This is a genomic window from Fortiea sp. LEGE XX443 (assembly GCF_015206815.1).
GTDB lineage: Bacteria > Cyanobacteriota > Cyanobacteriia > Cyanobacteriales > Nostocaceae > Nostoc_B.
In genome coordinates this window covers 1-20,857 of sequence record NZ_JADEXZ010000017.1, presented here as the reverse complement: position 1 = coordinate 20,857, position 20,857 = coordinate 1, and the positions used below count along the sequence as shown (strand labels likewise).

General features: G+C 39.2%; 21 protein-coding genes and 1 pseudogene. 10 read left to right on the top strand and 12 right to left on the bottom strand.

Going from position 1 to position 20,857, the window contains the following annotated elements:
• Nucleotides 1-6: 6 nt before the first annotated feature.
• Nucleotides 7-636, bottom strand: coding sequence for a TetR/AcrR family transcriptional regulator (locus tag IQ259_RS09205; protein ID WP_193883894.1), 630 nt, complete (start codon nt 634-636; stop codon nt 7-9).
• Nucleotides 637-794: 158 nt separating this feature from the next.
• Here IQ259_RS09205 and IQ259_RS09200 point away from each other — a divergent pair, with 158 nt between their 5' ends.
• A complete protein-coding gene (locus tag IQ259_RS09200; RefSeq protein WP_193883892.1) occupies nt 795-1,673 on the top strand; it encodes a tetratricopeptide repeat protein in 879 nt (292 codons plus the stop codon).
• Nucleotides 1,674-1,931: 258 nt separating this feature from the next.
• Here IQ259_RS09200 and IQ259_RS09195 read toward each other — a convergent pair whose 3' ends face one another.
• Nucleotides 1,932-2,336, bottom strand: coding sequence for a response regulator (locus tag IQ259_RS09195; protein ID WP_193883971.1), 405 nt, complete (start codon nt 2,334-2,336; stop codon nt 1,932-1,934).
• A gap of 227 nt (nt 2,337-2,563) precedes the next feature.
• On the opposite strand from IQ259_RS09195, the gene gyrA reads away from it, so the two are divergent.
• Together gyrA and IQ259_RS09185 are read left to right on the top strand one after the other, a co-directional pair.
• Entirely contained in the window at nt 2,564-5,065 is a 2,502-nt protein-coding gene (gene gyrA / locus IQ259_RS09190; protein ID WP_193883891.1) for a DNA gyrase subunit A, read from the top strand.
• Nucleotides 5,066-5,414: 349 nt separating this feature from the next.
• Entirely contained in the window at nt 5,415-5,597 is a 183-nt protein-coding gene (locus IQ259_RS09185) for a chlorophyll a/b-binding protein (RefSeq protein WP_193883889.1), read from the top strand.
• A gap of 132 nt (nt 5,598-5,729) precedes the next feature.
• Here IQ259_RS09185 and rpoD read toward each other — a convergent pair whose 3' ends face one another.
• A complete protein-coding gene (gene rpoD, locus IQ259_RS09180; protein ID WP_193883888.1) occupies nt 5,730-6,905 on the bottom strand; it encodes an RNA polymerase sigma factor RpoD in 1,176 nt (391 codons plus the stop codon).
• A gap of 1,522 nt (nt 6,906-8,427) precedes the next feature.
• On the bottom strand, nt 8,428-10,365 hold the full coding sequence (gene gyrB, locus IQ259_RS09175) for a DNA topoisomerase (ATP-hydrolyzing) subunit B (protein ID WP_193883886.1): 1,938 nt from the start codon (nt 10,363-10,365) through the stop codon (nt 8,428-8,430).
• Between the two features lie 515 nt (nt 10,366-10,880).
• Here gyrB and IQ259_RS09170 point away from each other — a divergent pair.
• Both IQ259_RS09170 and IQ259_RS09165 read left to right on the top strand, forming a co-directional pair.
• Nucleotides 10,881-11,330, top strand: a complete 450-nt coding sequence (locus IQ259_RS09170) for a Fur family transcriptional regulator (protein WP_193883884.1) — start codon at nt 10,881-10,883, stop codon at nt 11,328-11,330.
• A 59-nt stretch (nt 11,331-11,389) separates the two neighbouring features.
• A complete protein-coding gene (locus IQ259_RS09165) occupies nt 11,390-12,343 on the top strand; it encodes a stage II sporulation protein M (RefSeq protein WP_193883882.1) in 954 nt (317 codons plus the stop codon).
• 74 nt (nt 12,344-12,417) lie between these two features.
• Here the strand turns inward: IQ259_RS09165 and IQ259_RS09160 are convergent, their stop codons facing one another.
• Both IQ259_RS09160 and IQ259_RS09155 read right to left on the bottom strand, forming a co-directional pair.
• Nucleotides 12,418-13,218 carry a class I SAM-dependent methyltransferase gene (locus IQ259_RS09160; protein WP_193883880.1) on the bottom strand — a complete coding sequence of 267 codons (801 nt, stop codon included), beginning with the start codon at nt 13,216-13,218 and terminating at the stop codon, nt 12,418-12,420.
• Between the two features lie 121 nt (nt 13,219-13,339).
• Entirely contained in the window at nt 13,340-14,170 is an 831-nt protein-coding gene (locus tag IQ259_RS09155) for a dienelactone hydrolase family protein (protein WP_193883969.1), read from the bottom strand.
• Nucleotides 14,171-14,490: 320 nt separating this feature from the next.
• Between IQ259_RS09155 and IQ259_RS09150 the strand changes: the two genes are divergently transcribed.
• Nucleotides 14,491-14,934: a GNAT family N-acetyltransferase gene (locus tag IQ259_RS09150; protein WP_193883878.1), complete on the top strand. Its 444-nt coding sequence runs from the start codon at nt 14,491-14,493 to the stop codon at nt 14,932-14,934.
• A gap of 18 nt (nt 14,935-14,952) precedes the next feature.
• Here IQ259_RS09150 and IQ259_RS09145 read toward each other — a convergent pair whose 3' ends face one another.
• Complete coding sequence (locus IQ259_RS09145) at nt 14,953-15,330, bottom strand: HNH endonuclease (protein ID WP_193883876.1); 378 nt, start codon at nt 15,328-15,330, stop codon at nt 14,953-14,955.
• A gap of 18 nt (nt 15,331-15,348) precedes the next feature.
• On the bottom strand, nt 15,349-15,708 hold the full coding sequence (locus IQ259_RS09140) for a hypothetical protein (RefSeq protein ID WP_228014451.1): 360 nt from the start codon (nt 15,706-15,708) through the stop codon (nt 15,349-15,351).
• A gap of 65 nt (nt 15,709-15,773) precedes the next feature.
• Between IQ259_RS09140 and IQ259_RS27535 the strand changes: the two genes are divergently transcribed.
• The 4 genes from IQ259_RS27535 (at nt 15,774) to IQ259_RS09125 (ending at nt 18,534) form a co-directional block, all read left to right on the top strand.
• The gene (locus IQ259_RS27535; RefSeq protein ID WP_255525267.1) at nt 15,774-15,905 is read left to right on the top strand and encodes a hypothetical protein; all 132 of its coding nucleotides are present in this window, start codon (nt 15,774-15,776) and stop codon (nt 15,903-15,905) included.
• Between the two features lie 137 nt (nt 15,906-16,042).
• The gene (locus IQ259_RS09135; RefSeq protein ID WP_193883874.1) at nt 16,043-16,420 is read left to right on the top strand and encodes a hypothetical protein; all 378 of its coding nucleotides are present in this window, start codon (nt 16,043-16,045) and stop codon (nt 16,418-16,420) included.
• Nucleotides 16,421-16,969: 549 nt separating this feature from the next.
• Entirely contained in the window at nt 16,970-17,935 is a 966-nt protein-coding gene (locus tag IQ259_RS09130; RefSeq protein WP_193883872.1) for a GTPase, read from the top strand.
• An 8-nt stretch (nt 17,936-17,943) separates the two neighbouring features.
• Nucleotides 17,944-18,534, top strand: a complete 591-nt coding sequence (locus tag IQ259_RS09125; RefSeq protein WP_193883863.1) for a hypothetical protein — start codon at nt 17,944-17,946, stop codon at nt 18,532-18,534.
• Nucleotides 18,535-18,703: 169 nt separating this feature from the next.
• Here IQ259_RS09125 and IQ259_RS09120 read toward each other — a convergent pair whose 3' ends face one another.
• The 4 genes and pseudogenes from IQ259_RS09120 to IQ259_RS09105 all read right to left on the bottom strand — a co-directional run.
• Nucleotides 18,704-19,231 carry a hypothetical protein gene (locus IQ259_RS09120; protein WP_193883861.1) on the bottom strand — a complete coding sequence of 176 codons (528 nt, stop codon included), beginning with the start codon at nt 19,229-19,231 and terminating at the stop codon, nt 18,704-18,706.
• A 32-nt stretch (nt 19,232-19,263) separates the two neighbouring features.
• Nucleotides 19,264-19,707, bottom strand: a complete 444-nt coding sequence (locus tag IQ259_RS09115; RefSeq protein WP_193883859.1) for a hypothetical protein — start codon at nt 19,705-19,707, stop codon at nt 19,264-19,266.
• Between the two features lie 71 nt (nt 19,708-19,778).
• Entirely contained in the window at nt 19,779-20,774 is a 996-nt protein-coding gene (locus tag IQ259_RS09110) for a WD40 repeat domain-containing protein (RefSeq protein WP_228014450.1), read from the bottom strand.
• Nucleotides 20,761-20,857, bottom strand: a pseudogene (locus IQ259_RS09105) (IS1 family transposase); the annotation flags it as partial. The gene IQ259_RS09110 and the pseudogene IQ259_RS09105, both read right to left, overlap by 14 nt.

Here is a 20,857-nt window from a genome sequence, read left to right as displayed (position 1 = left end):
CTCAACCTAAATAGGTGCAACACCTAACCAGATTGTTTCTACAAGACTCTGAATAAATGAAAACACTGCTGTTGATGGATTTTCTGAATCAATGCCTCTGACTGCTTCAGTTACTAACCCAGCCTGAGAGCATGGTAGCTGCTCCAAGAGAACATAGTTCATCAGCGTCCCTACTAAAATCTGAGCCACAATTTTGGCATTAGCAGAACGCAATCTATTTAGGCTGATTTCTCGCTCTAGGAAAGAAGTTAGGACTGTGACATCTTGCACTGGCCCCTGTTCTAGTCTGATTCCAGGTTCTGGGAGAGCGCTGCCACGAGAACGCAGCATCATGAAGCGGGGCAGTGCTTCACTGTAAAATTCTAGAATTTGAAGACACACTAGAATCAGATTTTCTTTGAGATTGCCTTTACCGCATAAGTTTTCCAGTTCTTTCATCCACAAAGACCTTTCAGGAAGCCCCATCGCCGCAAAGAACAATTCTTCTTTGGTGGAAAAGCGCTTGAAAATTGAAGCCTCAGAAATACCTGCTAGTTGAGCAATTTCTACGGTTGAACCACCAAAACCTTGCTGAAGGAAGACTTCGCGGGCAGCTTCTAAAATTTGCTGATTAGTAATTTTAGGTTTACGCGCCATAAATTAGTAACTACACACTTACTAATTTATTCTTGGTTAATGCTCTTGTCAAGAATTTTTTTAAGTTAAGGTGATGAATACAGCCAGCAATAACGACTGTAAACTTTGCCTTTCGCCTAAAGTGGAGATCGTTTAAGCTAACTGGAAGATTATTTGATATGTGGCTAAGAGGCGGTAGTGTGCCTAAACACGTTGGTTTGATTTCATTTCTGGTTGCCTGTAGTCTATTGAGTATGCCCAAAGCTGCTCACGCACAGGCACTAATTCCCCATACGCTGCAATTAGATCCAGCTAAGTTAGAGAAGCAAGGGCTGACTTTAGCACAAGAAGCAGCACAACTAGCTCAATTTCAGCAGATTGATTTGGCTTTGCCGCGAGCGCGGTTGGCTAGTCAACTAGCTCCCAAAAATGATAAAGTTTGGCTTCTATTGGGTGGTTTGCATTTACAAAATCGAGAATTTGAGCCGGCGATCGCAGCTTTAAAAAGAGCGCAGTCGCTTAACCCCAAAAATGCCGACATTCATTTTGCTATGGGTTCGGCTAATTTTCAACAGAAAAAGTATGATGCCGCTGTTGCTAATTATCAAGCAGGTTTAAAGCTCAAACCTAATGACCCAGAAGGGTTGTTTGATTTAGGTAACGCCTACTATATGCTTGGTAAACTACCAGAGGCGATCGCTCAATACAATCAAGCTGTTGCCCAAAATAAAAAATTCTGGGCGGCGATTAATAACATTGGCTTGATCAAATACGAACAGGGTGATGTTGATGCTGCAATTAAGGAATGGCGAACGGCTATATCTATCGATAAGCAAGCCGCCGAGCCTTTATTGGCCTTAGCAGTGGCACTATATGCCAAAGGCGATCGCCAGCAAAGTTTAGCAATGGGTGAAGCTGCTTTACGCATCGATCAGCGCTATGCTGATTTGGATTTCCTCAAGGAAAATCTTTGGGGTGAACGTCTACTAGCTGATACACAGAAATTTTTGGAACTACCCCGCATTCAAGCTGCTCTACAGCAACCACCTACTCAGTAAAGCCAAAAGGCAAAAGTTAAAAGTCAAAAATTTTGGACTTTTGCTTTTTACTTTTTGACTTTTTCAACTACCACTTGCGGAAAACAGTATCTTGTAGTACATCTATACTAGATTGAATGAAAATATTCGCCCCTTAAATGTTGGGGGCGAACATTTCACGCAGAGTATAGTACAGTCAGCGCAAAAAGAAGCAGGTCATTCTAAATGAGTAAAAAGCTTGTGGTATGAGTATTTCTTCTTTTTACTTTTGCCTTGTTTTTAGTGGTCATTAGTGGGGAGAAGTGCGATGATTTGGTCAACAAATTGTTGGTGGTCTACAACAGGCTTAGAGATATAGCCATCAGCACCGCTTTGTTTAAGAAAGTTTTCGCGATCGCCTTCCATCGCATGTGCAGTCACCAAAATTACAGGTAAATTTGCTGTTTGCGGATCAGACTTCAACATTTGGGTAATTTTGATGCCATCAACAGACTTACCTTGATAAACACTTCTAGATAAAGAAACATCCATTAAAATTAAGTCTATTGCTCCTGATTGAGCAATTTGCATCACTTCTTCGACATTTTCGGTGTGTTTCACATCTAAGCCACCGCGCTTGATCAAAATTTTGGAAAACACGCGAGCATTAATCAGATCGTCTTCAACAATTAAAACAGTTTTCATGAGAATTTTATTTATAGAGGTGAAGGGGAGAACAACTTGAGCAACACAGTTGCCTAGCTCCTTTGTAATCATGAATGCGTATCCCCGTCATCAAGGATAATACTACTGCCGTTTATCCTATGACTAACAAGATTGTGTTAGGAATCCCTTTTCATCCGTTATGCTGTGTTTGCTGCATTGTTCAGTTATAGAGATTTTTGTGTAGTTAAATTTCAGGGAAAAAACTCATGGCAAAACAGTTAAACCTTCTCTCAACGGGACAGGTAATTACAATAGCCCTGCACACCGAGATGCAACGGTCTTACCTAGAATATGCCATGAGTGTGATTGTTGGGCGAGCCTTGCCAGATGTGCGTGATGGTTTAAAGCCTGTTCACCGCCGCATTTTATATGCCATGCACGAACTAGGTTTGACACCCGATAGACCTTATCGTAAATGTGCGCGTGTTGTAGGGGATGTGCTGGGTAAATACCATCCCCACGGTGATCAAGCCGTGTACGATGCTTTGGTTAGGCTGGTGCAAGACTTTTCCAGTCGCTATCCCTTACTGGCAGGACATGGCAACTTTGGTAGTGTCGATAATGACCCACCAGCGGCGATGCGTTACACCGAAACTCGTTTAGCACCCATTAGTCATGAGGGGATGCTGACAGAAATCGGTGAAGAAACGGTGGAATTTATCGGTAACTTTGATAATTCCCAGCAGGAACCAACAGTATTACCTGCACAGCTACCCTTTTTGTTACTCAATGGTTGTTCGGGAATTGCCGTGGGGATGGCTACGAATATTCCGCCGCACAATTTGGGAGAAATAGTTGATGGCTTAATTGCCTTAATCGACCAACCAGATTTATCCGATGAAAAGTTATTAGAGTTAATTCCTGGGCCAGACTTTCCCACAGGTGGCGAAATCGTTGGTGATACAGGCATTCGAGAAGCTTACACCACAGGTAAAGGTGGGATTGTCCTGCGGGGAGTTGCCCAAATAGAAGAAATTGCCCCTGTTAGAGGAAGTAAGCGCCGGACAGCAATTGTGATCACCGAATTGCCTTATCAAGTGAATAAGGCAGGTTGGATTGAAAAAGTAGCAGAATTAGTCAATCAAGGTCGCTTGCAAGGAATTTCGGATCTTCGAGATGAAAGCGATCGCGAAGGTATGCGAGTGGTAATTGAACTCAAACGCGACACTAACCCCCAAGAAGTACTGCAAAATTTGTATCACCAAACCGCATTGCAATCTAACTTCGGGTCAATTCTGTTGGCGATCGTGGATGGGCAACCCCGACAATTAAGCTTGCGCCAATTGTTGCAAGAGTTTTTGAATTTCCGAGAAGAAACCCTGAACCGTCGCTATGGTTATGAGTTGGGTAAGGCGGAAAGTCGATTGCACATTGTTGAAGGTTTACTCAAAGCTTTATCTCAGGTGGATGAAGTCATCGCCATTTTGCGGCAAGCTGCTGATGGTAGCACAGCAAAAATGAACCTGTGTAGTCGTCTGGAATTGAGTGAAGTGCAGGCAGATGCAATTTTAGCAATGCCCTTGCGTCGCTTAACCAGTTTAGAACAACAAAATTTGCAGCAAGAGTTTGAGCAACTAACGACACAAATTGCCATTTTGCAAAATTTACTCAGCGATCGCCGCGAATTATTAAAGTCACTGAAAAAAGATTTGCGATCGCTCAAGCGCAAGTATGGCGATCCTCGGCGTACTAAGCTACTATCCAGTATTAGCGAGGAATTGAAAAGCAAAGCCGCAGAAGGGTCAAGAAGTCGTAAGTCAGAGGAAATTGATGAAAATCTGACTACCGAACAACCTGCGGAAGAAGCAATTTTAGAATTTACCCAACGGGGTTATGTGCGTCGCCTTCCCACCTCTGGAAAAAAATCAAAAGCAGAAAACGGTCTACCGGATCATGATTTCCTCATCCAAACTGAGTTAACCAACACCAACAAAGATTTACTCATTCTGACCAGTGGTGGCAAAGTCTATCCTGTACGCGTGGGAGATATTCCTCTAACTACCGGCCGTTCTCCACGAGGAACACCATTGATCACCACACTCACAACTACAGCCCAAGGTACTCAAGAAGCTGTAGTCAGCCGTTTTTTATTACCAGAAGATTTAGACTCCCAGCAAATGATTCTGATCACAAAACAAGGCAGAATTAAGCGTTTGTCTTTGGCCGAATTTACTAATCTGACTCGTCGCGGGATTACGATTGTCAAACTCAAAGATGATGACGAATTGTTATTTACCCACTCCATTAATGCCGGAGAACATCTGATTTTAGCTAGTTCAGGTGGGCGACTGTTGCGGTTTGCGGTGAATGATGAACAATTACCAGTGATGGGGCGCACAGCAATGGGTTTGCAAGCCTTTCGCCTGTTGAGAAATCAGCAAATGGTGGGCTGTGCGACTATAGCTAAAGATGACCAGCTGTTGTTAATTACTCAACAAGGATATGCCAAGCGCATCGCTGCGAGTCAATTAAGAGCTGCTAATCGAGGGGATTTAGGCACACAAGCACTAAAATTTGCTAGTAAAACTGACAACTTGGCTAGTATGGTGAAGGCAACTTCGGCAGAAGTGGCGCTGGTAACAAATAAAGAGCGCGTAGTTCGGCTAATTGTAGATTCAGTACCTATCTTAGGGCGAGATGCTACAGGTGAAAGTATTCTTCAACTCAATCGAGATGAAAAAATTATCGCTGTTGCTGAAGTACGTTAGCACAGATGCTAATTAGGGACTAGGGACTCATTATTTGTATCAAGTATTCCGTGAAATGGTATGACCCCAGATTAAGTAAGCTGTTGTGCATACACACCATTTAAATTGTAGATAAAAGCTTCAAACCCTCTCCCTTGCTTCCCTTCGGTCTTAACATGCAAATGAAGTTATTAACAGCTTAATCCAGGGATGGATTAAGTATATTTGCTTATGCTTGAGGGAGATGATTACTAATAAGAACTGATTTTCTTAAAAAAACTACACCTTAACATTACATTTTTGAAAAAAATTGTTATATTAGTTTACATAAGGTAATCAACCTAAGTAAATCCTGTTTGGAGTCCTACCCATGACTAATACAACTACAAAAATTACCGCCCCAGCAGTAGAAGATCGCAATGCTTGGCGTTGGGGCTTTACCCCTCAAGCAGAAATTTGGAACGGTCGTTTGGCAATGATTGGTTTTTCAGCGGCTGTATTGATTGAGATTTTTTCTGGTCAAGGCTTCCTGCATTTCTGGGGTATTCTATAAGTTTTGAGTAACGTAGATTGTCTAAAAATATAAAAAATAAAAACCTGGTAGTGGTGATTAACTACCAGGTTATTTATTTTTTGCTAGTAGTCATTTGTCAAAAACTCATGACTATTTAGCTTCGACTTTTAACTACCGAATATATTCTTTGAGAACGCTATTACGGTTGGGGTGGCGTAATTTGCGGAGTGCTTTCGCCTCAATTTGACGAATACGTTCGCGGGTGACGTTGAAAATTTGGCCAATTTCCTCAAGGGTTTTCATGCGGCCATCATCTAAGCCATAGCGAAGTCTGAGAACATCGCGTTCGCGGGGGCTGAGGCTGTCGAGGACTTTTTCTAAATCTTCACGCAACAGATTTTTAGAAACCTGATCTTCTGGAGTTTCACCATCGGATTCAATAAAATCACCCAATCGAGAATCTTCTTCTTTACCGATGGGTGTTTCTAATGAAATTGGTAGCTGGGCAGATTTAGCAATAAACCGCAGTTTCTCAATGGTCATTTCCATGCGAGTAGCGATTTCTTCCTCTGTGGGTTTACGCCCCATTTCTTGAGAAAGTAGCTTGGTGGTTTTCTTGATCCGCGAGATGGTTTCGTAAAGGTGAACTGGTAGGCGGATAGTACGAGATTGATCCGCGATCGCTCTGGTGATAGCTTGACGAATCCACCATGTAGCGTAGGTGGAGAATTTATATCCTTTTTCGTGGTCAAACTTCTCAGCAGCACGAATCAAACCTAGACTACCTTCTTGAATTAAGTCTTGGAATGACAAGCCACGATTCATGTATTTCTTAGCAATTGAAACCACAAGCCGTAGGTTCGATTGCACCATTTTATCTTTGGCTCTGCGGCCAACATGCAAGCGATAACGAAAAGCTGGCAATGGTAATTGCACTGCTTCTGCCCATTCGCTATCACGTGGATCGCGATCTAACTGTTCTGACAGTCTTTCTCTTACTCTTTCTAATTCGAGTAAATCCGCGATTTTCCGTGCCAATTCGATTTCTTCGTCTGCCCGCAACAAGCGAATTCGCCCTATTTCTTGCAAATAAAGGCGAATCGAATCTTCTGTGTAGTGCTTTTTCTTGCTTTGTGTGCGACGACGCGATTTAGCGGCTTTTCCAGACTTTGCGTCGTCCTCATCAGACTGAGGCTCTAAAAATTCATCCATTTCGCCATCATCACCGAGTAGCAAGTCATCCTCTTCTTCAATTAAGAGGTCTTCTAGCTCCTCGAAATCAGGCTGATTTATTATTTCTAGGTCAGGCTGATAATTGCTTTCGAGTACGTTGTTAGCCTGGTTCATGCCGCGTTCCTCATGCTCCTTGCAGAATCAATTACTTCAATTACTCAAGATATATTTAGCTCTCTGTTTATGAGGGCTAGTTCACAACCGAAAATCGGGTTTTAGGCTGTTTTCCCTGAAATTTTTTCGGTAGTTTCGCTCCATTTTTAAGGAGTTTTTTATTGAAGTGTGAAAAGCCACATTTAGTGCTGACTTACTCACTTTAGTAATAGTCGCGTGTTGCTGTCGCACACAACTTTTAACTTATTTGTCTAAAACAGGGTTTGTCTTTGTCTTGATAAAAAATCAACCAATGCCTATAGACAATTATGACTGTTGGCATATTTTCTTACAAAGACTGTTCCGATTGTAGCCTGTTTCACAGAAATTGCACTCTTCTTGTGTATTAATCATGAAGTCATTAAGTAAGTTAAAGCCACTACTATCAAAAAGACATTAAAAACGGTAGATATGCCCTTAAATTTTTTTTAAACCTTTTTGGAATCACAGTGGCAATATCTTTACATTCAAAGGAAATTGCTCCGACATTTACACGATTTTAGGTATTAAGTACAACATTAATTACCTAGAAGCATTGTGTTTTATATTAACCTAGAGAAGAAGTGTTTAGGCTCATATTTTTACATTTCCTTCACAAATGACTCATTTCAAACACTCAGATGGGAATTCCTGCATGGTAGATACAGTAAGAATGACAGTGTTTATCTCAAGATAATGAACTTTGTGTTTGCCAGCTACCTTAACTGAGGAGTTGAGGTTGAGGCAGAATCTGCTGGATGGCGTTAAATAAAGATTTAACTAATTCAGTCTTATTCACACATTAGCGCACTGCTGAGATTTCAACCCTATGAATCTTGACAAACTGTTCCTATTGTATACAAAGATATTTTAATCAATTCATCAAGGATTTGGCAGTTGATAATTTGAAACACTTGGCTACCTTTAACAAAATTTTGTTGGATACAGACAAAATAATAGTTTTGATTATGACAAGATAAACGATGTTCGCACGTTTGTCATTAGCAATTGCCTATCACTAGCAACCAATAATTTGAACATAGAGAAGTTTAAAGTTGAGTTCGGAATTTATTAGTTAATCTGCTTACGTACGAATATGTCAAATACAATACTTTTTCCTCAAGGGAATTATTGCTTGATGTAATTCTCTTTATCCTCGGATACTAAGCCAATTTTGCCAGTTAGACAAGATTAAGCTTTGTACTCCCAGGATAACAAATGCTTTTCTAGCTTATAAGAAAGTTGATCACATAAGTTATTGATGATGGTTTGTAAACTTTACTGGAGTACCAGTTTAGGTTGGCATCCATGATTAAAACTTAATTAAAAACTTGACAACAAAAAACTTTTATGTATTAGTGTATTGGGATAAACTTGATAGGTTTAGTAATTAATACTTATGTATTCTAGCAAACAATGTCCCGGATGATAAAAAAGGTAATGAGCGATCGCCCATTACCCATCATGACTGCACATCAGGATAACAATTGATATTAGCTTGATATTAGATATCTAGCTCGGCCAAGTTGAGTCTAGAACCGTAGGTTTCGATAAATTCACGTCTGGGTGCGACACGATCGCCCATTAAAATTGTGAAAATGCGATCGGCTTCGGCAGCATCTTCAATTTCTACTTGCTTGAGAGTGCGAGATTCTGGATTCATGGTGGTATCCCAGAGTTGCGCTGGCATCATTTCACCCAAACCTTTGAAACGTTGAATCGTATAATTGGCGTTAGCGGGGAATTTGGCGAGGATTTCTTGCAGTTCCCGATCGCTATAACAATACTCATGATTCTTACCGCGTTCTACTTTATATAAAGGAGGACAGGCAATATAGATGAATCCTTGTTCAATCAGCGATCGCTGATATCTGTAGAAGAATGTTAGCAGCAGTGTGCGGATGTGCGCTCCATCCACGTCCGCGTCAGTCATGATGATGATGCGGTGATAGCGTAGTTGGGTGGAGTCGAACTCTTCACCTTTTACCCCTAAACCCAGGGCTGTAATTAACGCTTGAATTTCGTTATTTTTATAGATTTTGGCATCGTCAGTTTTTTCGATGTTGAGTATCTTACCACGTAGGGGCAGGATAGCTTGGGTGCGGCGATCGCGTCCTTGTTTCGCACTACCACCTGCTGAATCACCTTCCACAATATAAATTTCTGATTCACTGGGATCACGGGAACTACAATCTGCCAATTTCCCAGGTAATGGTGAGGATTCTAGTACAGATTTACGCCGTACCAACTCCCGTGCGTGGCGTGCTGCTTCTGCGGCTTTGAATGCTTGAATAGCTTTATCTAGGATGGAATCAGCAATACCAGGGTGAAATTCCAGGTACTCAGTCAGAACTTCTCCCACCAAAGAATCAACAATTCCCCGCACCTCGGTGTTACCGAGTTTGGTTTTGGTTTGTCCTTCAAATTCTGGATCTGGAACTTTGACAGAAATTACCGCTGTCAAACCTTCTCGGACGTGTTCACCACTGAGGTTTGGTTCATTTTCTTTAATTTTATTGCGCTTACGAGCGATCGCATTTAATGTCCGAGTCAGCACCGCCTTCAAACCTTCTAAATGCGTCCCGCCATCAACGGTGCGAATATTATTGGCAAAACCCAAAACATTATCCGTGTAAGCATCAGTACACCATTGCAAAGAGACTTCTATCTGTACATTGTTCCGCTCTCCCTGCACATAGATAATTTCTTCATGCAATGGTTGTTTATCACGGTTCATGTAAGCGATATATTCTTTGATTCCACCCTTATATTCGTAGGTTTCTACTTTGGGTGTATCGCTTTTGAGCAGTTCTAAACGGTTGTCTGTGAAAGTAATTTTAACCCCTGCATTGAGATAAGCCAATTCTCGCAAACGGCCAGCTAGGGTAATGAAATCAAATTCTGTACCAGTAGTGAAGATTTGAGCATCTGGTTTGAAACTAACAGAAGTCCCAGTTCTTGCTTCTTTATACGCTTTAGCTACCAGTTCAGTCACCGGTACACCCCGTTCATAGCGTTGGGTATGAACCTTTTTATCTCGCCAAACTGTCACTTCTACAACTTCAGACAGAGCGTTAACTACAGAAATCCCAACCCCGTGCAATCCTCCAGAAACTTTGTAGCCGCCGCCACCAAATTTACCTCCAGCGTGCAGTACCGTCATCACGGTTTCCAAAGCCGACTTTCCTGTGCGCGAGTGAGTATCTGTCGGAATACCTCGACCGTCATCTGTTACAGTCACGGAACCATCAGCATTAAGGTCTATTTCTATATGAGTGCAGTGTCCTGCTAAAGCTTCATCAACAGAGTTATCTACCACCTCATAAACTAAATGGTGGAGTCCTCGCGGCCCGGTAGTTCCAATGTACATCCCCGGTCGTTTGCGGACGGCTTCCAGACCTTCCAGAACTTGAATCTGATCGGCACTGTAACTGCTCGTCATGAAAATTCTCCTGATGCGTGGGGTTGAACTTGCCTAAAGGCTTAAAAAGTAAAAACACCCCAAAATTCTAGCACAAAAGCCTTAGTGACGACTGTAGGGCAATTTTGTGAGAAGTTTCTATAGGGGATGTATCCCAATAAGTTTTTCGGATGAATAGCCGCATGATTGCAAAATTCACTTATTTACTCCAAACTCCATAAGTTTTGAGCAAGAAAACTTGATTATCAAAATGAAAAGTTGTGCTAAATCCTATGAAAAAAATGGCTATGGCGACAGAGTAAGTCATGGAAATCACACCTATCCCAAGGTGGACATTGACTGGAATTTTAAGCTAAAGTTGTAATGAGTTTGTTTTAGATAGGGATATGATGAGTGACCCCTCAACAAGCTGTAAATATCATTGTTTTAGACTGTGAGTTAAACAGCGATAAGAAAACAGCAGCATGTAATATTTGTTCATATCAAACAGCAGCAATAATTATGAAAAATTTTCTGACTAGTTAACGAATTTTAATATGCAAAAGCCAACAACATCTAAAAAACCAATTCGTTCCCTAGAAGATGCGCTTGAACAGTGCCAAACGCTAGGTATGCGCGTCAGTCGCCAACGTCGCTTTATTTTAGAATTGCTATGGCAAGCAAATGAGCATCTATCTGCTAGAGAAATTTACGATCGCCTGAACCAACAAGGCAAAGACATTGGACATACTTCTGTATATCAAAATCTAGAAGCCTTATCTAGTCAAGGTATTATTGAATGTATTGAACGCTGCGATGGTCGTTTATATGGCAATATTAGCGATGCTCACAGCCATGTGAACTGTCTTGATACTAATCAAATCGTCGATGTACACATAGAATTACCAGAAGAGTTATTGCGTCAAGTTGAACAACAAACAGGCGTGCGGATTACTGAATACAGTATTAACTTTTATGGTTATCGTAATCCATCAGAGGATGTGTAAGGGTATGCTGTGAGTTTTATCGGGTTTTTGGGTGTTAATTCCTCATATTCCCAAAATCTATGAATATTCAACGTTGGATTACACGACGAGAACTCAATTGGCAACGTTTAGATGCCCTATTAAAACAAATAGAAACAAAAGGGCTAAAATCAGTCCGAGCAGCGGAAATTAGAGAATTAGCCAGTTTATACCGTTCAGTAGCAGCAGATTTAGCAAAAGCCCGTACACAACAAATTGGTCATACATTAGTCCAAAGTCTACAAATTTTAACAACTCGTGCATACACGCAGATTTACCAAGGTTCGCGGCGACAAGAATGGCACGCTGCGGTGGAATTCTACCGTTGGGGGTTACCATCTGTAGTGCAGCAAACGTTTCCCTACATTGCCATTGCTACGGCTTTATTTTTGCTGGGGGCATTGGTGGCTTGGTGGTATGCTTGGCAAGACCCAACATTTATGTCGCTGATAGTACCACAGCGGTTAATTTCTCAGGTACGAGACGAGCATAAATTATGGATGGGGTCGATTGTCGGCATTGAACCGTTAGCATCCAGCAGCATCATGATTAATAATCTTTCTGTATCTTTTGGTGCGGTTGCTGGTGGAATCACTGCGGGAGTGTATACAACTTATTTAATGGTATTTAATGGTTTATTAATTGGTGCCGTTGGTACTTTAGTCGGTCAAAATAATCTGGCTTATCCCTTTTGGGCTTTTGTATTTCCCCACGGTTCTTTAGAATTGCCAGCTATTTTTTTTGCTGGTGGTGCAGGCTTATTATTAGCAAGAGCAATTTTATTTCCTGGTAAATATCGCCGTGGTGATGCGTTAAAGTTCTATGGTTCCCAAGCCGCACAATTAGTGTTTGGGATTGTGCCAATGTTAATTATTGCTGGTACGATTGAAGGCTTTTTTTCTCCGAATCCTAGTGTGCCAGATGTTGTTAAATATCTAGCTGGATTGGGATTATTTGTGTTTTTGGTGTTGTATTGTAGTCGCAAGCGTTCCTAATAAAGACGCGAAATTGCAACATATCAAAATTGTTCAACTTCCAAGCTTGGCAAGTTAGCCAATTTCAACGCAGTTTAGACGGCTCTGTAAGCCCAGATTTCAAACTTTGCTTCAGAGGAAATAATTTTTTCCAAAGAACTATAATGCTTGATACAAAATTCTTTAAACTCGTTTATGCTCAAGTCAAAATTTTCATCTGAAGTCACCCAACATAAACCGTATGCTCGCAATTGAAAAAAATTTATTAGTTCCTCAACTGTATTGCTAACTGTCCATTCTTTCGCTACCAAGTAATTTGATACGTATCCCTTTTGACGTAAATATCCTTCTACATTGACCTCTTCTCTTGCTGTATTAACAGGCTGTGATTGTGGTTTTAATTCTTTATACTTAGATAGCACTTCTCTAAAATAGCCTTCAAATTCTTTTCTAGCTGGTGGGGTAATCCATTGACAATTGAGATAAAAACCTCCTGGCTTCAGCACTCGCTCAATCTCGTCTAAAAATCTTTTCCAATCAGAGATAGTATGGAGCATATGAACAGTTAATACAATATCAAAACTGTTATCTGGAAAAGGTAACTGTGAGGCATCACCTTGAATCAGTTGCAAATTAGAAGGGTTGCCATTTAGTTTCTGCCGGCATTGATGAAGCATTTGTTCAGAGACATCAATTCCTGTTACAGAATAACCACGTTTCACAAAAGGAATAACATTTAATCCTGTGCCAACGCCTGGTTCTAAAAAAGATGTTTCTGGTGTGGCACAAACAAAGTCAAGAATAAAATCGGCTACTTCTTCGGCTATTGTCTCTGTTAACCAGCGTGTTTGGTCATAAATCGGTGCAATATTGTCGTAGTAGTTGGACTTTTTCATGTATTAAAACTTCTGCCTGTACTATAGTTTCCTGGACTTAAACCAATTTTCTAAAATTCAGTAACAGATTCAAGTCCGGAAACCTAAATGAAATTTAATTTTCTGAATTACAAATTACGAATTACACACCATGCTGCTTAAACCATGCTTGGAGTTTTTGCCAGCCTTCCTTCGCTTCTTTCTCACGGTAGGATGGGCGATAATCGGCAAAAAAAGCATGAGGTGCATCTGGGTAGATAATAATTTTAGATTTGCTGTTACTAGACTTGAGGCGATCGCGCATCTGTTCTACTGTATCTACAGGTATGCCTGTATCTTGACCACCGTAGAGTCCAAGAACAGGGACTTTTAATTTAGATGCAATATCCACGGGATGTTTGGGTGTGAGTTCAGTTGAATTGCCTACGAGTCTTCCATACCACGCTACACCAGCTTTGACTTGAGGATTGTGTGCAGCATATAACCAGGTAACTCGACCACCCCAGCAAAAGCCTGTAATTCCTACTCTATCGGCATTTCCCTTAGCTGATTTTACAGCCCATTTGACTGTGGCATCAAGGTCAGATAGCACCTGAGCATCTGGAACTTTCGAGACTATCGGACGGATTTCGTCTATATTACTTAATTTTGACACATCGCCTTGACGCACATATAATTCCGGCGCGATCGCTAAATACCCCAACTTGGCAAAACGCCGACAAACATCCTGAATATGCTCATGGACACCAAAAATTTCTTGAATAACCAAAACAATCGGGAAATTTTTACCCGTGGTAGGTACGGCTCTGTAGGCTGGGATTGCACCATCTTTCACCGGAATTTTCACCGCGCCAGCTGTTAATCCCTTGCTATCGGTGGTAATCACTTTGGCAAAAATAGGCTGCACCGCCAAAACAAAGCCTGTTGTCAGGGTGGCTGTGGCGATAAATTGGCGACGGGTTATGTCTTTCATCATTTTTATATTATTTGGATGTAGCAAATACTCTGATAGTAATCAGCTATAGGAATCATATTTGATTTTTGAACAGACACGTAGTAGCGTGTCTAGTCTAAAATGTTGTAATAGATTTTGGAAGTTAGGTTTTGTTCTACAACCTAACCTACTCCTAATGCACAACTAATTTGTATTTTATACATTTTTCAGTTAAAGAAATTACGCTCATAATCTGGGTAAGAAGTAAAGTAACTTACAGTATCAATATTCTTTAAATTAGTTGCAACGCTCTGAACAGTCTATAGGTGTAAACTGCATTGAAGTGATGAGGACAGTCAATGGAAGTTTTCTTGGCTAATATTAATCATCTTGAAAGTGTTTCAGTACTATTTGATCGGTATCGTATTTTTTACAATCAAACATCAAACCTTGAAGCTGCCAAAGAGTTTCTCAAAGAACGTTTCAAGAATAATGACTCAATAGTATTTGCGGCTAATGACAATGGGGAATTAGTTGGATTTACTCAGCTTTATCCCAGCTTTTCTTCAGTGTCGATGAAACGAGTATGGATATTGAACGATTTGTATGTGGAAGAGTCTTATCGCCGGAGGGGAATTGCAAAACTATTGATGAGTGCTGCGGAAGAATACGCAAAAGGGAGTGGAGCAGTTCGAGTAATTTTAGCTACTCAAATTTCTAACATAACCGCGCAGAAACTCTATGAAGCGCGAGATTACATAAAGAATGAAGAGTTTTACCATTATGCTTTGCGATTGCATTGAAATGTAAACCTAAAAATACTAACCTGGCGAAATTAACCTGTTACGTTCTTCTAATCTCTCTGATTGATTAAATTGGAGAATTGCAACAGTTACTCGCCCTTCTGCTGTCAATGGTTTAATTTCTGCTCGATTTAGCTGAAAGTGATCGCTCCATTTTTGAGTCCTTGGATTGAAAAATGGTGTTAGCCTCCCCGTTTCAGGATCGATTGACCCTAAATCAGTACCTTTTGCACGATTACAGTATGGGCAGGCGAGAGCTAAATTCTCTGGTTCAGTAGTGCCACGATGTTTTTCAGCGATAATATGTTCCATCTCAAAGCTAAATAGCGCAGCACTTTGAGGAAATAAGCAATACTCACATCTTTGGTTGGCTCGTTCAATTACGAGTTTCCGCAACTGGGCTGATACATTAAGTCATGGGTTGTGGCGTAATTGCTCAAAGACATGAGCTTTTGCCATCCGGACAAGATGTTCTATGGTCAGATAGCGTTCTAGTTCAGCTTCACCTTTCGCTGAAAGTGTTCCTGCTTTACTTTGTGCTAACAAATCACTGACACGAGCCTGAAACTCTGGTGATGGGCGGATTGCTAAAATTTGTTCTGGTGTAGGCTGACTAGCTAATAACGCAATGATCTGTTTCTCATCAAGAAAATGGCCAGACTGTTCGCTCAATAACTCTTTTAGACCGCGTTCTACTATCTCTTGTAAGCGGTCTTGGAACTGCTGTAATTGCTGTCCTAGCTCCTCAGATACCTCAACAGTGATTTGCATCATCTAGCTCTGTTATTTTTTAAATCAATCTATTAGCTATAAGTCTAGCTATAAATTTATCTAATAGTTTGATTGTATCAGTATCTAGTATAACTAGTTACTGCGATCGCATTTTTGATGATGAGGTTGATGTGGGCGATCGCGCTTCTGGTGATGGGGTGATGTGGCGGATCGTTTTTGTTTATTTACAAAAGCCTTAAGTTGGAACTTAACTTGCTAAAGTTGCCTTGTGTAAGCAAGTGAAAGTACGCAAACTGTAAATATGCAACAACTCAATCGCTCATCGATTTGGTTTCATTTTACCTAACACTTACTTATTCAAGGCAGAGTCTTTATTATGAAATTGCGTCTACTTTCGATTTTTGCAGCCTTCGTGCTTATGTTCTGTATTTTTTCACCACCAAGCTTTGCTGTAGCTACACAATGTCAAATACATAAAAATAGTGAATGGCGATGTGCAAAAGATAACTATAAATCAGACAACATTAAAATTGGTAATCGTATACAAGAAGAAGTTTCTTTTAAAGTTGGCAAGTGGAGGAGTAATTGTGGGCAGAATGGATCAAATTATTATGATGAAAGTTTTTCTTTAGCTCCAGGAAAAAGCACGCCTATTTATTTTGAGGATGCTGTTGCTAATGAATGCAAAGAACTCTTTGTTCATAATTGTTCCCCGGATTCATGTACAAACATTCTTACTGTCAATCCTAGTTAGTCATTCTAGTGAGTAGAGGTATTGAGCGATCGCACTTGTGATGATGGAGTTGATGTGGCGATCGCACTCGTTTTTTACAAAAGGTTTAAGTTGAACTTAAACTTGCTAAAGTTGCCTTGTGTAAGTAAGGTAAAGTACGGAAACTGGAATATGTAAGAACTACATTGCTCATCAATTTTATTTCATTTTAAATGACACTTATTAAGGGTAGATAATTGATTATGAAATAAATTATAATCTTGATTAAGATTAACTGACATTTTTGATTTAATTTCTTTTTTTATAAACCATGTTTTCTTTACTAAACCAATAATTTAAACCTATAAGGTGTAAGAAAAGGTTTATAAATTGAAATTAAAACTTTGCATTATCTATTATTACGTGATAGTATGAAAGTTAGAACTCCGAAGAATGGTTTTGAGTTTTTTATGTGGATGGTAATAGGTTTACTGCTTTTTCTAATAGTTGCTTTTTTTTTAATTAGATAGATTTTAAGTTAAAAAATAGAAGTAAACCAAGTGAATTTCATAATGAGGGAATCCAAATATCATGGAAGCGATAGTTCCTACATTACTTAATCTCGCTGCTAAAGCTCTTTTTAATTCTGGAAAAGAGCATGTTGTTAAAACGATTTTAAATTCTGGTGCAAAGTTATCTCCAGAGGCAATTATCGAACTTGCCAATTGTGTAAATGATGAAGATGTTATTAAAGAGAAGGTTTCCTTAGAACAACAAGAAGAAGCAAAAAAAGCACTTAAATTCTTATCAAAAAATGAGAATCAGTGGAATCGAATATTAGCGCAATTAAAACCTGTAGATCATCGCGGAGCAATGTTTTTAGGCCCTAGTGGTGCTGGAAAAACAACCTTGGTTAATGCTTTTGTTTCTGGGGAAATTAAAGAATCTAAACTATCAACGCCAGGGATAAAAGAAATATATACCACTATTTGTAATGAGGTAGTTTGTGTAAGAGATACTCCAGGTAGAATAAGACATCAAGATAGTAATTCAATGCTTATAGATGAATGTTTACGTTATCCTCCTAAAATACTTTGTCTTGTATTAGCTAATTCGTATCTTGAGACTGTAGATGATCCTTTGCTACAAAGAGGACATGATTTGCATAATCAAGCAATAAAATTTGACAATAAAGATGAATATCTAAAATATACAAAAAAAGAAGAAATGGACTGGTTAGAAGCTTTTGTCAAAAAAACTAAATGCCAGCCTCCAAAAATTCAAATTCAACATATAGTAATTGTTGCCAACAAGATGGATTTGTGGGGTGATAAATATGAGCAAGTTAAAGATAATTATACAAATAATCCAATAATAGAAAAATTGGTAAGTATATTGGCTAATTCTTATCAAAAAGCACATTTTTTAGGTGTATCTTCTAATTATGACTCTTTTGTTGGTCAATCGCCAATAGAAGGTGCTTCAAAACAAAAAAGCAGATTTTCTGTATTATTACTGCGTGCATATCTTGCAGATTTACTCAAAAAAACAAGGTAGAAAGTACTATGGCATATTTTGATTCCGAAGAAAAAACAGAATTAGAGTTAGAAGTATATAAAAATCAAAGAATATCTATTGCTTTTATATTTATGTACTTAGTTGGTATCATAATTTCAACATCTGCTTTAATTAATACAAATAAAGGAATTTTAAATTTACTTTATCTTACAATTGCTCCTATTTCCAGTATTGGATGGCGATATTTTACGAATAAAATATATGATTATAAAGCTTCTATTTATAATCGTTTTGGTGAAAATAATCTTCATTGGTGGTTAAATGTTTTTTGGGGAAATAAACAGTTACCTGTGATAGCATTGCTTATATCATTAATTATAATTATTTCAAGTTTCTTCAATTTTTTTGTATTAGGAACTCCTGCAAACAAGGGCTTCAAAGAATCTTTAGTAAATATATGTCAGATGAAACAGGTAAATGAAGATACAGTTAAAAAAGTAAAAGAATTGCAACAATTAACAGATAGTTTAGGCAAAAACAATCCAATTATTATCGAACAAGACGAATTCAAGAAAATAAACGAGAAGCTAAATAATATACAAAATCAATTATGTACTACACCACCTAATTCTAAATAGTCCACAATCAAATATTAAGGAATGCCAAAAAGTGCATATTCCTCAACCTTTCTTTGTCAAGGAGATCGCCCTCTTACCAATCGTATCAAAAATGCGATCGCCCCCTCTAAAAATCCCTCCTGATGTTCATCCCTTCATAAAGGCGATGCTTCAAGATTTATTACTGAATTTATTGCAAAATCAGCAATTCTAGAAGTTTATTTTTTAAATCTAATGATGTTATTAGTGGTTTATAAACTTCACCCTCATAAGGCTTCCAAACATAGCCTAAACTAAAGGGTCTAAACATCTTTGATGAGCCAAGTTTTTGCCAAATATTTTCGGCTATAACTAATCCTGGAAAATTTAGCTCAGAGGGATTTTCAATTAATTCACTATAAGTTCTAAATTCATCTACTTCTATACCTACCAAAGCGTAACGAAAACTTGGAGCGGATTTTAGGCGTTGATAAAGCATGAGACCTAATTCAGTCATAATAAACGCCGTTTCTGGAGTATCAATACCCAAAGAACTAATTACACTCGGAACAATTCTACACCACCAATTTTCTTCTACATCCTGAAAAATATTAACAACTAATTGCGAACGTTGATTATTAGCAAGAACCCATTCTAAGTTATCAAAATGTTGGGAAAATTGCGTTGCGCTAACCTCATCGGAACCACATTCAACTGATAAGCTAAATATAATTGCCATAATCTGCCTCCTAATGATTATAATTTAGCCGATCAAACTCTTTCCCAGTCATTCTTTGTATTCGCAAGTGCGGTTTCATATTTTTCTAATAACATTGTAGTTATTGGTAGTATGCTGACATGGGTAGCACTATCCTGAACTGCTTGAAGTTCTCCAGTAATTTTACTAGATTCTATTTGCCACAAAGGGTCGAGTCCAGTCCCTCCAAAAATAGCAGGTCTGCGAAATGCGGGTAAACTTTCTATTGAAAGAGAAACAGACATACCTTTATCGTTTCTGATTGCAACAGCGACAATGTAGCCTGAATTATTGCGTTGTGGTTCTGCTAACAAATACCCTTGCTCGTCCAACCAATCTCTAGGAACTTGTTCAACATCAATATCAATACCGAGTCTAACCCCTAATAAACGAGCGCTACGTCCTATTTTCGGTTTTCCATCTTTCTCTGCCATTCCTCGGTAGTAAATTTTTGTCATTTAACCAATATTAAACTTTCAAATTTCCAGTACACTTTTTTCTTTACCTAAAACTGGTTTAAATCTGAAATTTAACCAACACCATCCACCGCTCCCAAAGCCAAAAGCGCAGATCGCTGTGCTGCTGTTAACCCAGTCACACCCCTGATGTTCATCCCTTCATAAAGGCGATCGACTTTCAGGTTTTTAATGCACTCACCTGTTCCCACATCCCAAAGCTTAATCACATCATCTTGACTAGTACTGGCTAAGATATTACCTAGAGAATTAAAACTAACAGAACATGCTTTACTACTATGACTGTGTAAAACTCTTACACAGGTAAAGTTATTGAGATCCCATAAGCGAATTGTTTGGTCAGAACTGGCAGATACCAAGGTGTAATTATCAGGGCTAAAACTAACTGACCATACAGTAGAAGTATGCTCTTGCAACACTCTTACACAAGTAAAGTTACTGATATCCCACAATTGAATTGAGCCATCAACACTACCACTTGCGAGCATTTTACCATCTGGACTAAAACTCAATGGCCAGACTCCATCAGTGTGACCTGACAAAGTTGTTATACATTTACCTTTACCCACATCCCATAACTTAACCAAGCAGTCTTGACTACCTGTAGCTAAAGTATTGCCATCTGGACTAAAACTAACTGACCAGATTTCGTCAGTGTGACCTTCTAATGTTTTTACACATTTATGCTCGTGAATATTCCACAGCTTCAAGCTCTTGTCTCTACCAGCACTAGCCAAGGTTTGACCATCTAGACTAAAGCTAACTGATGATATTCCACCGCTATGACCATATAAGGTTGTAATACAATCACCAGAAATAACATCCCACAGCTTAATGCTTTTGTCATCACTGCTACTCGCTAATATTGAACCATCGGGACTAAAGCTAACTGACCATACCCAATCTGTGTGACCTTGTAAAATTCTAGTAGAGTACCCAGACGCAACATCCCATAGCTGAATCAAACCATTTAAACTACCTGTCGCCAACATACAATCATTAGGGTGGCGTTGCTGAATGAAGAGATGAATTGATTTATATGGGTACAATTTTATACTTTAAATAATGAAGTAATAATTTAATCGAGTATCTCAGCATTTGTTCTGATTTGGAATAGCATAAAGTTTTGCGG

Excerpts from the sequence above, each read along its gene's own strand:
- IQ259_RS09205 (WP_193883894.1), bottom strand. The coding sequence starts at position 636 with ATGGCGCGTAAACCTAAAATTACTAATCAGCAAATTTTAGAAGCTGCC.
- IQ259_RS09200 (WP_193883892.1), top strand. The coding sequence starts at position 795 with ATGTGGCTAAGAGGCGGTAGTGTGCCTAAACACGTTGGTTTGATTTCA.
- IQ259_RS09195 (WP_193883971.1), bottom strand. The coding sequence starts at position 2,336 with ATGAAAACTGTTTTAATTGTTGAAGACGATCTGATTAATGCTCGCGTG.
- gyrA (WP_193883891.1), top strand. The coding sequence starts at position 2,564 with ATGGCAAAACAGTTAAACCTTCTCTCAACGGGACAGGTAATTACAATA.
- IQ259_RS09185 (WP_193883889.1), top strand. The coding sequence starts at position 5,415 with ATGACTAATACAACTACAAAAATTACCGCCCCAGCAGTAGAAGATCGC.
- rpoD (WP_193883888.1), bottom strand. The coding sequence starts at position 6,905 with ATGAACCAGGCTAACAACGTACTCGAAAGCAATTATCAGCCTGACCTA.
- gyrB (WP_193883886.1), bottom strand. The coding sequence starts at position 10,365 with ATGACGAGCAGTTACAGTGCCGATCAGATTCAAGTTCTGGAAGGTCTG.
- IQ259_RS09170 (WP_193883884.1), top strand. The coding sequence starts at position 10,881 with ATGCAAAAGCCAACAACATCTAAAAAACCAATTCGTTCCCTAGAAGAT.
- IQ259_RS09165 (WP_193883882.1), top strand. The coding sequence starts at position 11,390 with ATGAATATTCAACGTTGGATTACACGACGAGAACTCAATTGGCAACGT.
- IQ259_RS09160 (WP_193883880.1), bottom strand. The coding sequence starts at position 13,218 with ATGAAAAAGTCCAACTACTACGACAATATTGCACCGATTTATGACCAA.
- IQ259_RS09155 (WP_193883969.1), bottom strand. The coding sequence starts at position 14,170 with ATGAAAGACATAACCCGTCGCCAATTTATCGCCACAGCCACCCTGACA.
- IQ259_RS09150 (WP_193883878.1), top strand. The coding sequence starts at position 14,491 with ATGGAAGTTTTCTTGGCTAATATTAATCATCTTGAAAGTGTTTCAGTA.
- IQ259_RS09140 (WP_228014451.1), bottom strand. The coding sequence starts at position 15,708 with ATGATGCAAATCACTGTTGAGGTATCTGAGGAGCTAGGACAGCAATTA.
- IQ259_RS09135 (WP_193883874.1), top strand. The coding sequence starts at position 16,043 with ATGAAATTGCGTCTACTTTCGATTTTTGCAGCCTTCGTGCTTATGTTC.
- IQ259_RS09130 (WP_193883872.1), top strand. The coding sequence starts at position 16,970 with ATGGAAGCGATAGTTCCTACATTACTTAATCTCGCTGCTAAAGCTCTT.
- IQ259_RS09125 (WP_193883863.1), top strand. The coding sequence starts at position 17,944 with ATGGCATATTTTGATTCCGAAGAAAAAACAGAATTAGAGTTAGAAGTA.
- IQ259_RS09120 (WP_193883861.1), bottom strand. The coding sequence starts at position 19,231 with ATGGCAATTATATTTAGCTTATCAGTTGAATGTGGTTCCGATGAGGTT.
- IQ259_RS09115 (WP_193883859.1), bottom strand. The coding sequence starts at position 19,707 with ATGACAAAAATTTACTACCGAGGAATGGCAGAGAAAGATGGAAAACCG.